At 36.9% G+C, this 10812-nt stretch carries 8 protein-coding genes and 1 tRNA gene; 1 reads left to right on the top strand and 8 read right to left on the bottom strand.

The window, feature by feature from the left end; translation table 11 throughout:
* Positions 1 to 86 precede the first annotated feature (86 nt).
* From FHR29_RS02250 to xerD, 4 genes are all read right to left on the bottom strand, one after another.
* Positions 87 to 158 (bottom strand) — tRNA-Arg (locus FHR29_RS02250).
* A gap of 73 nt (positions 159 to 231) precedes the next feature.
* Complete coding sequence (locus FHR29_RS02255) at positions 232 to 771, bottom strand: hypothetical protein (RefSeq protein WP_021191776.1); 540 nt, start codon at positions 769 to 771, stop codon at positions 232 to 234.
* Positions 772 to 791: 20 nt separating this feature from the next.
* Positions 792 to 3104, bottom strand: coding sequence for a TonB-dependent receptor domain-containing protein (locus FHR29_RS02260; protein WP_183912070.1), 2313 nt, complete (start codon positions 3102 to 3104; stop codon positions 792 to 794).
* Positions 3105 to 3347: 243 nt separating this feature from the next.
* Complete coding sequence (xerD, locus tag FHR29_RS02265; RefSeq protein ID WP_183912072.1) at positions 3348 to 4253, bottom strand: site-specific tyrosine recombinase XerD; 906 nt, start codon at positions 4251 to 4253, stop codon at positions 3348 to 3350.
* A gap of 88 nt (positions 4254 to 4341) precedes the next feature.
* Here xerD and FHR29_RS02270 point away from each other — a divergent pair, with 88 nt between their 5' ends.
* Positions 4342 to 7197, top strand: a complete 2856-nt coding sequence (locus FHR29_RS02270; RefSeq protein ID WP_183912074.1) for a pitrilysin family protein — start codon at positions 4342 to 4344, stop codon at positions 7195 to 7197.
* 80 nt (positions 7198 to 7277) lie between these two features.
* Here the strand turns inward: FHR29_RS02270 and FHR29_RS02275 are convergent, their stop codons facing one another.
* The 4 genes from FHR29_RS02275 to FHR29_RS02290 all read right to left on the bottom strand — a co-directional run bounded on the left by FHR29_RS02275 (position 7278) and on the right by FHR29_RS02290 (position 10087).
* Complete coding sequence (locus FHR29_RS02275) at positions 7278 to 7739, bottom strand: copper resistance protein NlpE (RefSeq protein ID WP_168127484.1); 462 nt, start codon at positions 7737 to 7739, stop codon at positions 7278 to 7280.
* Between the two features lie 132 nt (positions 7740 to 7871).
* A complete protein-coding gene (locus tag FHR29_RS02280) occupies positions 7872 to 8159 on the bottom strand; it encodes a SelT/SelW/SelH family protein (protein ID WP_183912076.1) in 288 nt (95 codons plus the stop codon).
* 104 nt (positions 8160 to 8263) lie between these two features.
* On the bottom strand, positions 8264 to 9148 hold the full coding sequence (ygiD, locus tag FHR29_RS02285; protein WP_132772744.1) for a 4,5-DOPA dioxygenase extradiol: 885 nt from the start codon (positions 9146 to 9148) through the stop codon (positions 8264 to 8266).
* A 108-nt stretch (positions 9149 to 9256) separates the two neighbouring features.
* Positions 9257 to 10087 carry an AraC family transcriptional regulator gene (locus tag FHR29_RS02290; protein ID WP_221197786.1) on the bottom strand — a complete coding sequence of 277 codons (831 nt, stop codon included), beginning with the start codon at positions 10085 to 10087 and terminating at the stop codon, positions 9257 to 9259.
* Between the last annotated feature and the right edge of the window lie 725 nt (positions 10088 to 10812).

Raw genomic sequence — 10812 nt, forward strand, 5'->3', positions numbered from 1 at the left:
GACGCTGGATGGAATGAAATGGGAAATTTGTACGTTAGAAATTATAAAAAAAGCAACGTTTAATACTATTAAACGCTGCTTTTGTGTGTCCCCGAAGGGAGTCGAACCCATATCAACAGAACCGGAATCTGCAATTTTATCCATTAAACTACAGGGACATGCTAGCAAAGATATACTATTTCATGAAAAATGAAAATAGCTAAATGCAATCTCTTGCCAACACCCTCATCTTTAGTCAATAAGATTTAAAGTTACATTTACTGAAATATCTGGAGTACCGCCACCAATGCTTTGGTAGCTCGAATTGTTCCAGTCTGCTGCGGTAACCTTCGTTTTATTTAGACCGTGCATCAAGACAATTTTCATTGGAATAGCACTTGCTTTGTCTAATACTTTCCAGTTGCTTTTTAAACCTACCTGTTGATCTAAATACGTAAAGGTGATCTGCTCCTTTGTAGGGCCTACGAAGAAAAACTGATGCTCATCGGCATCGTCAGAAATTTCCTGTTGTACCTCATGTCCATCAAAATCCTTTAATTTGATATCTAAATCATAGTTGCCTTTTTTTAAATTTAACGACTGTGGTTTTGTATCGGTAGCATCGATGATAACTTCGACTTTGGCATTTGTTGTTTTTTCTGTAAAACTTAAAGTCATGGTTTTCATTTCTTCATTATCATGTTCGTGGACAGGATCGTCTTTTTTACATGAGTTGAAAAGGAGAACTGCTGCGATCAGTACTAATTTGCTGCTGTTAATGATTTTTTTCATGATAGCTGTATTTGTTATGATTAGAATGTGTAATTAATTGTCAACTGTATATTTCGGCCTACACCATGACTGTAATAACGGAATAGATCTGTGTAAGATTTGTAGGTGCTATTGAATATGTTTTCTACCAAAAGGCGAGTTTGCAATTTATTGTTGCTAATAAGAGAGCCTAAACTAATGGAACCATTGATAAGCTGATACGCCGATGGTGCGGGGGCCATCTCCATACTAGTTGTTGTTAAAAACTGTTTGGCATAGATTTCTTGACCTAAGGCAAATTTCACGTCATGCATCCAGTTCGTCTTGCCCTTTGTTGTAAAAGCGATTTCATGTGTATACGATAGGGGCGGAATAAGAGGCAGATAGTTTTTTTCATCTAGATTACGGGCGTAGATAAATGAGGTGTTTGCACTGTAATCTAAATGTTCACTGATGGCATATTTTCCCTGTACATCAATTCCGGCCAATAATGCATTGTTTTGACTATACTGCCAGATCGGAAATGTACCTGAAAGATTTTGTACGTATTCTTCGGTCGGTTTTACGTAAATGTAATTATTGATGTAGTTAGCATAGATGTCAATGTTTAAGAAATTTTTCTGCTCATGGATATTTAAACTGGTGATCCACTTTAAGCCTTTCTCTGCTTTTAATGCTGCATCTCCTCTTTCATAGCGTGCTGTACTTTGGTGTACGTTTTGGCTGTACAGTTCTTGTGCAGATGGAGCTCTCCAGGCAAGCCCTAAGTTTGATTTAAGAGTCATATGGTTGTCGAGAGTATAGGATAAACCGAGGTTGGTCGACAAGTTATGAAACTGATTGTCGCCACCATAAGCTTTACCATAAAAGTCATACCCTGCAGCATCGAAATTCTTAAAATCATAACGAGCTCCTAATTCGTAGGCAAATCGGTCTTTTTGCCATTGATATATACCGTATGCTCCGATATTAAAGGCATTGTAATTAGGAATTAATGGGGTATTAAAAGTCCCAGCAATATTGTTGTTAACCTGTGTCTGCCCCTGAAGGCCAGTGATAAATTTTTGATTTAAGCCCTCAATAGTATAAGATGCATCAAGTGCATGTGTCCGTAAAACCATATCCATGCTTGGAATTGCGCTACGGCCTGCACGTCTTTTATCGTATTCCTGCCGGTGGTTATTCTGGTAAGCATATTTTATGGATAAGGTTTTAGCATCGCTCAAGCGCTGGCTGTAAGCAAACTGAAATACCTCGTGTTTAACCTCTTGACGGGGAGCATCAATATGGTATGAGAATCCGAAGAGTTCGCTGGGATACGGTCTCCCATAGGCTAGACGTTCCTGAAAAGAGGTAATATCGCCGATATGAGTAGAAGATAAAATGCCCGCTTCATTGTGATATTGTTTATAGGAAGCTTCAAAATTAGCGTCTTTGTATTGATAATTTACTGCAGCATTTAGGTTATAAATGCGCTGCCCGGTATTGTTTAGATAATAATCGGAAGTTTTTCGATTACCACTTTTGCTGTAGTTTCCATTGAAAGACCATTTCAGTCCTGCTATGGGAGTGATGCCCTCCAGGTTTAATGCGCTTTGCATACCTCTGCCGTTTGTGAAACCGTTTAGACTGACTTGCCCGCTAAGGCTATCAATTTTATTCCAGGGCTTAGTGGATAGCAGAATTGCTCCACCTAATGCTTCACCACCATAACGTAAGCTTTCTGCTCCCTTTACGACCGTAATCGCATTCGCTGCGTACACATCAATTTCTGGAGCATGGTCATTACCCCATTGCTGACTTTCGAGTTTCATACCATCATTAAGTATCGCCAAGCGATTGCCGTAAAGACCGTTAATAATGGGCTTATTGATGGTAGATCCGGTCTGCAGGAGATGGACTCCGGAGATGTTTTTTAAAACTTCTGCTAGCGAACGGTTTCTATTTTCAGTTAAAGCTGTCGCATTGACCTGTTGTGCAATCTGTGTTTTGGCGGCAACCTGATAACCGTAAACCTGTGTCTCAGCGAGTCTCTTAACGTCTTTTTTTAGTCTTATCAGTACGGGACGGTCATTTTTCACATAAGTAGTGTCATTTTCGTAGCCAACGAGTGAAGTCACTAATTTTATCGGGAAGTTCTGTTCAGTACTAAATTGAAATTCACCCGAAAAGTTGGAAGTTATCGCTTTCTTATGTCCTTCGTAGTGTAGGTTAGCTCCATGAATGGGACTGGTGTTTTCTAACGCAATGATCTTTCCGCTTATTTGTTTTTTTTGTGCAAATAGGCTGTACGAAGGCCATAATGAGATGAATACGGGTGCCAATATAGAGATGACGCTGAACTGTTTTGTCATGCTTAAATTAAATTACGCCTCAAAAATACAACATTGTTGCATTAAATTAAAATAATAATGCAACAATGTTGTATATAATTTAAAAAGTCATGGTTTATACCGCTTTATAATACAAATGGATTATCCTTTATTTTTTTGAACCGTGGAGATTGGTCCAAATAATCAAAATGGTACAGGTATCAGCTAACGAATAAGTTAACTGTAAAAAATTAGGGTTGTGATTTTAGAGTTGTAAATATCCGATTAGGAACGGGGATGATATTGGGTAATCACGCTCTGTAGATAATCGCGGTCGATATGGGTGTAGATTTCTGTAGTTGTGATACTTTCGTGCCCCAGCATATCTTGTACGGCACGTAAATCTGCCCCTCCTTCCACAAGATGAGAAGCAAAGCTATGTCTAAAAGTGTGCGGGCTAATGTTTTTTTGAAGACCAATTTTTGTAGCCAGCTCTTTTATGACAATGAATACCATAACACGAGATAAAGCAGCTCCACGCTTATTTAGAAAAACAAAATCTTCCTGCCCCGACTTGACTTTAATGTGCGGTCGGACTTCATTGATATAAATTTTCAAGTATTTAATGGCTTGGCTCCCGATTGGAATCAGACGTTCTTTATTACCCTTTCCTTCAACTTTGATAAATTCTACGTCTAAGTAAAGATTTGATAGTTTAAGACCTACCAGCTCCGAGACCCGAAGTCCACATCCATACAATACCTCCAGAATTGTTTTGTTGCGCATACCTTCGGGAGTTGATAAGTCGATGGCATTGATAAGTTGATCGATTTCTTGGATATTAAGCACGCTAGGTATCTTTCGTGCAATTCGAGGGGCTTGAATTAATTCGACTGGATTATTTTCCCAATCGTATTCCAAGTGTAGGAAATTATAAAATGTTTTAAGTCCTGACAATAGGCGTGACTGCGTGAAGGGAGAAATACCAAATCCATTTATCCAGATCAGGAAGCGCTGTATATCCTTACTGGTTATTTGTTGCAATGTCAATTTATTTTCTTCACTGTATACTTCCAGTTTGGAAACATCATTGAGGTAAGCTTCAATAGAATTATCGGACAGACCGCGTTCAAATTTCAAAAAACGGCCGAATTCTCGTTTTAAAAGCAACCAATTATTTTCTTCCTTCATGCATAACAAAAATACAATAGATTAATTGTACTTTCGAACATTAATTTTATAAAACAACTAAATTAAAAACTTAAGGTAAATCAAAAACATGAGATTTATTAAACCAATTGCATTAACATTTTTGTTGCCAACTCTTTATTGTACAACCCCTAGTACTGCGGCAACATCACTTCGTGCTGAAGCGAGAGCAATTTTAGCACAAGACACCGTTAGTTGGAATCAAAAACTTCCTTTTGACAATGAGGTGCTTACAGGTAAACTTAAAAATGGTTTCACTTACTACATCCGTCGGAATGTAGAACCAGAAAAAAGGGTTACGATGTATTTAGCAAACAAAGTAGGTTCTATATTAGAAACAGATGACCAATTAGGCTTGGCTCACTTTTTAGAACACATGAACTTTAATGGTCTAAAACACTTTCCTAAAAACGAGTTGGTCAATTACCTACAAAAAGCTGGTGTTCGTTTTGGCTCCGATTTGAATGCTTATACCGGATTTGATGAAACGGTTTATCAGTTGCCCATTCCATCTGATGATCCTGAACTGTTGAAAAATGGTTTACAGGTGATGCGCGACTGGGCACAAGATGCATTGCTTGCTGATGATGAGATTGATAAAGAACGCGGTATTGTGATGCAGGAAATGCGTGGCGGACGTGGTGTAGGTCAACGTTTGCAGGATCAATATTTTCCAATTGTTTTAAATGGATCTCGCTATTCTAAACGTTTACCGATCGGAACAGAAAAAATTATTACAACTTTCAAACCGGAGACGATCCGGAAATTTCATCAAGACTGGTACAGACCGGACTTACAGTCTATCATCATTGTTGGTGATATCGACGTGAAAGATATGGAAGCTCGAGTTAAAGCCTTATTTTCGGATTTAAAAGCTCCTGCTAAAAAGCTGGAACGTACCAAGTATAATGTTGATTTATTGAATAAAAATCAATTTATTGCCATTACAGATCCTGAACTTCCTTACACAGTTGCTCAGATTATGATCAAAAGTAAAGAGGAAAAAACAGTGACCGTAAAAGATTATCGCAAACATTTACTGATTTCGGCATTTAACTCGATCGTTGCCGATCGTTTTTCTGAAATCATGCAACAGGCAGATGCTCCTTTTATGCAAGCTGGAGGCAGTATATCTGGTTTCATTGCCGGATTAGATGTGTTTTCGTTGATGGTAGTTCCTAAACCAAACCAATTGGAAGTAGGATTTAAAAAGATGATGACAGAATTTGAGCGCATCCAAAAATTTGGATTTACACAGTCTGAATTGGATAGAGCCATCGTTTCAATGAATAAAGGTAATGAGACTGCTTATATAGAAAAGAGCAAGAAAAAATCGGATAGTTATGTGGGTCGTTATTTGAATAACTTCTTAAAAGATGATGCCGCATTAAGTAACGATGATAGTTATAAAATAACAAAACAGCTATTACCAACATTGACCTTGAAAGAAGTTAATGCACTGATTTCAAAATATTATACTGATCTGAACCGTGATATCATCATCATGGGGCCGGAGAAAGATAAAGCTACTTTACCTGCTGAACAAACAGTCAATAATTGGATAAAGGAAGTGGAGTCTCAGAACTTAACAGCTTATGAGGATAAGGTTTCTAAATTGCCATTATTATCGAAGGAACCTGTTAAAGGATCTGTTGTTTCCAATAAGGAATTAAAAGAGATCAATGTAAAAGAATTGACCTTAAGCAATGGTGTCAAAGTAATCTTGAAACCTACCAATTTCAAGAATGATGAAATACGTATCTCAGCTTTTAGTCCAGGTGGTTCTTCTTTATATCCAGATGCAGATTATTATTCAGCGAGTAATGCTGCGGGTCTAGTGGATGCGAGTGGTGTGGGTCAATTGAATAATGTTGAATTACAAAAGTATCTCACAGGTAAAAATATCGGGATCACACCGTATATTTCAGAAAGATATGAAGGAATCTATGGAAGTTCGGACAAAGAAGGTTTAAAAAATGCTTTTGAATTGATTTATGGCTATTTTACTGAACCTCGTCTGGATCAGGATGTTTACCAAAGTATCATCGCCCGTTCTGTAGGAAGTTTAGAAAATAGAGATAGTGATCCGTCAAATGTTTTCTCCGATAAAGTGAAAGAAACGCTTTATGGGGATAATATCCGCAGAAAAAATGCGACTGCCGATTTAGTGAAAACTATTGACAAAGATCGAGCTTTTCAAATTTATAAAGAGCGATTTGCTGATGCTTCGGACTTCACCTTTACCATCGTAGGTTCTTTTACTGAAGAAGAAATTAAACCTTATTTAGAAAATTACTTAGCGGCCTTGCCGAATCTTGGACGTAAAGAGTCTTATAAAGATTTAGGTGTAGTAGAACCAGCTCAAGGAAAGCGTGTTGTTGTTCATAAAGGGAAAGAGGATAAAGCTTCTGTACAATTAGCTTATTATGGTGATTATACTTATTCGGAAAGCGAAAATATCAATATGGAAGCCTTAGAAAGTATCTTGACCATTAAATTATTAGAACGTCTTCGTGAAGCCGAAAGCGGGGTTTACAGTGTGGGCGCTTCTGCTAATTACGGCAAGTTGCCACGTCAACGCTATAGTTTTGGTATCGGCTTTGGCACGGCTCCGGATAAAGTGGATGTGCTGATAAAATCTGCTGTAGATGAAGTCTCTAAAATTAAGAAAAGTGGACCTGTAAAAGAGGATATTGATAAATTTGTTATTGAACAAAAGCGTCAATTAGAGCTTCAGCTTAAAGAGAATGGATTTTGGGTTAGCTATCTATCAGGATCTTATCAAAATCAAGAGGATGTAACGGAAATCTTGAGAAAATTAGATGACCTGAGTAAAGTGTCTGTAGAAAGTGTAAAAGCTGTCGCTGATAAATATTTAAAAGAAGACCGCATGTTTGAATTTATTTTGTTACCAGATGCAAAATAGATCTTAAAGTCTAAAAAAGAAAGCTCCTGAATACTATTCAGGAGCTTTTTTTTATGTCATATGACGCTGATGATCAGCATCTATTTTATCTTTTTGAAGTTATAGAATTCTTCTAATTCTCCTTTAATTTCTTTACCTTCCATATCTAATTTCTTCATCATACCTTCACCGACTTTATATTTGCTTTCGCCATCTTTCTCCTTTAAAATAATCGAACCGCCGTCTGGAGTCCATGTGAACGTACCAGTTTCTTTAAAAGGTCCACCTTTTTCAAGATACTGTTCTGATTTTTCAAAAGTTCCATCCATATTTAAGGTTAAGATAACATGAATGCCCGAACAGTCTGCACATGGAAGAGTTCCTTCGTAGGTTCCAGCCCAATCAACAGAGTTTTGTGTATTATGCTCATCGTGAAATGCCGTATCTTGTTTAGTAGCAACTGTACTGCTGTCTTGTGCTTTTTTTTCTTTTGTTGGTGTTGAATTTTGGCAAGATGTAAATGAAGCAGTAATTACGAATAAGCCTATGAAGATTTTTTTCATTATAATATGTTTTATTTCTAAAAACGTGATGTGTTAATGTATGTACTTTTGCAATTTTTGTATTGTTTTAAGAGCTAAAACAATACTGTTCGTTTATAGTTTTTGTAATATACTTAAAAATGCAAAATATAACTATTTCTTTTCAGAGTGACCTAAATCTTTATCCGGGTTAATGTGATCTCTTATCAACTGTTTTAATTCCTTTATTTCAGGAAACCTTCCCATTTCTTTACGGTCAAATATGGGTTGATGATCGATTGAAATGGAGTATTTACCAGCTATTTCACTCGGAATCAGTAAGACACCATGAATATCTTCTGTAAAAGTACTTAAAATTTCTTGCGCCATATAGGCCGCGCGTAACATCCAGTTACATTTCGGACAGTATTCAACTGAAATTGTAGGTTTTGATATATCCATCTTTCTATATAGCTTATATGGCGAATATAAGGGATTTATTTTTATATTCTTAAACTGTGCTATTACTATTTACTGTGCAGCAATACGGATAATTGTCGTGTTTATCAGCCAATTTTGAATGAGGTCATGGCAAGAGATCCTCCTATAGAGTTGTCGTTAAACAGCAGTAAATCATCTTGTCTATCTTTTAGTGCCAGGCTGTAGATCATGGGAAGATAATGTTCTGGTGTGGGTATAGCTAAATCAAATGCTTTTCCCTGATTCCGGAAGTCGATCAAAGCTTTGTGATTACCATCTAAAATGTAATTTTTCATTTTTTCTTTTGCTTCCTGAGCCCAGTCCCATGCAAATCCCGCCTCATTTAATTTATCCCAGGCTACCATACGCAGGTTGTGGACCATATTGCCACTGCCTATTATCAATACACCTTTGTGACGTAAGGAAGCTAATTCCTGTGCTAATTCATAATGGTAAGACGCAGGTTGCGTATAATCGATACTCATTTGAATAACCGGAACCTCAGCATCTGGGTATAAATGCTTGACAACAGACCATGCCCCGTGGTCAAGGCCCCACTTATCATCCAATAATACATCAGTTTTTGTGATGATTTTTTTTGTTTCCTGTGCAAGTTCAGGGCTTCCGGGAGCTGGATACTGTACATCAAATAATGCTTGAGGAAATCCGCCAAAATCATGAATTGTCGGAGGATTGTCCATAGCAGTAACGAATGTACCACGCGTTTCCCAGTGCGCTGAAATAACTAATATTGCTTTTGGTTTTTGAAAAGTCTTACCGATATTTCGGAATCCGTCCACAAATTCATTTTCTTCGATCGCATTCATAGGACTTCCATGTCCCAAAAATAACACGGGAAACTTCTCGGTTGCTTCAAAATTTTTAGATAAGTTGCGTAAGGAGTTTACTTTTAAAGCAGCTCCTGTTAAAGGTAATACAGCCATAGCGGTTATAAATTTTTTTCGATTCATGCTATTAACTCCTGGTGATATATTGTTGTTGACAGCTTTTTAATAGTTAAAACAAATATCGGAAGTATAACAGGAGGATAGGTATTGTTTTTTGGTAATAATGTTGTACTATTTGGAAATGATCGCTTTTATATCAGTCCTAAATTCTGTAGGCGTCTGCCCCGACTTTCGCTTAAAAACATTTGTAAAGTAGGCTTTATCACTGTATCCTAATTCAAATCCAATTTCCGAAATTGTTTTATCGGTATTCATCAACAAATTTTTAGCTTCTATCAATTTTCTGGTTTCAATAATTTCGGAAACACTTTGCTGTAATATTTGATGACAGATCATATTAAGACCACGTGCACTCATAAAGAGTTTTTCCGCATAAAAATTTACGGATTCTGGGCGACGATAATTTTCTTCTAATATGGTTAAAAAGTTTTTAAATGTTGTACTAGAAGTCGATGAATAGGGTAGGCCTTCTGGAAACTGTTTCCGATATTCGGATTCGATCATCGTAAATAAGGTGCTTAATAATTGTCGGACGATACCCAAATCACTTTGTGTTTCGTGCATTTCATCGGCTATCATTTGAGCTATATGAACTATTCTTTGAAAACAAGCGGATGGAGTGATCCTAAATGTAGCTTGGTCATGAAAATGATTGTACAGTTGAAAAGTCGTTTCGGCAATAAATTCACTTTTGAATCGCAATACCCAAAATAGACATTTTCCTGCTTTTAGCTTAGGTTTTACGCGATGTGTTTTTCCTTTGGTAACAAAACTTATAAATGGTGCTGCATAAGTTTCGGATTTAAAATCAATAAAATGTTCTAATTCTCCTTCAATACCAATAATTAACTCTTCGAAATCATGGTGATGAACATTATTTTCGCTTTGGGCGATGCGGTTTGCTTCAGCTACATCGACTTGATATATTTTGAAAATTTCCATCAAAACTTTTTTGATTTCTTGTTGATTTTAAAGTTATAAAAAAAATGCAAAACCTTTGTTATATATCGGTTTATTTCACTTTTGTGTATTAGGCATAGTGGTCTTCAATACCATGATAGTGAGTATGTGAAAAATCAGCTTTATAGTAAGCAAGAGATGGGCGAGGTGCTTACAGCAATTGGACCTAATAATAGGGATTGGATTTGTGTTCGTCAGTATAATGATAAAGCAGCTCTTTAAACCAATTGAATCTGGAGAAAACTGCTGTTGTTAGCAGGGTGATACCATATTATAAGCAAGTAGGAATCTTGTTCGCATATAATGGAGGTATAACAGGGGGATAAGAGGGGGTTTAGAGGGGGTTAGTAGAGGTAAACCCCTAGAAACCCCCTATAAACCCTCAGTAATCTCTATATAAATCCCATCTTAAATAATAATCAGTTCCCTGTCAGTTCCGGATCAGGTTATAATATGCCTTATTCCGGAGTATCTGTACGGAGGGGAGCTGGCTATAGTAAAACACCCCGACTTCTCTGGACCCCTTTTGTAGTATATAGTAATATAGTATAAAGTAAAGATGTCGGCCCTGCGGAAAGCATGAGGAGACATGGATCACCTTATCAGTAATAGTAATAGTAATAGTAATAGTAATAGTAATAGTAATAGTAATAGTAATAGTAATAGTAATAGTAATAGTAATAGTAATAGTGTCGATGATTCCGCTG

The sequence above is a fragment of the Sphingobacterium sp. JUb56 genome (genome assembly GCF_014191365.1).
GTDB lineage: Bacteria > Bacteroidota > Bacteroidia > Sphingobacteriales > Sphingobacteriaceae > Sphingobacterium > Sphingobacterium anhuiense.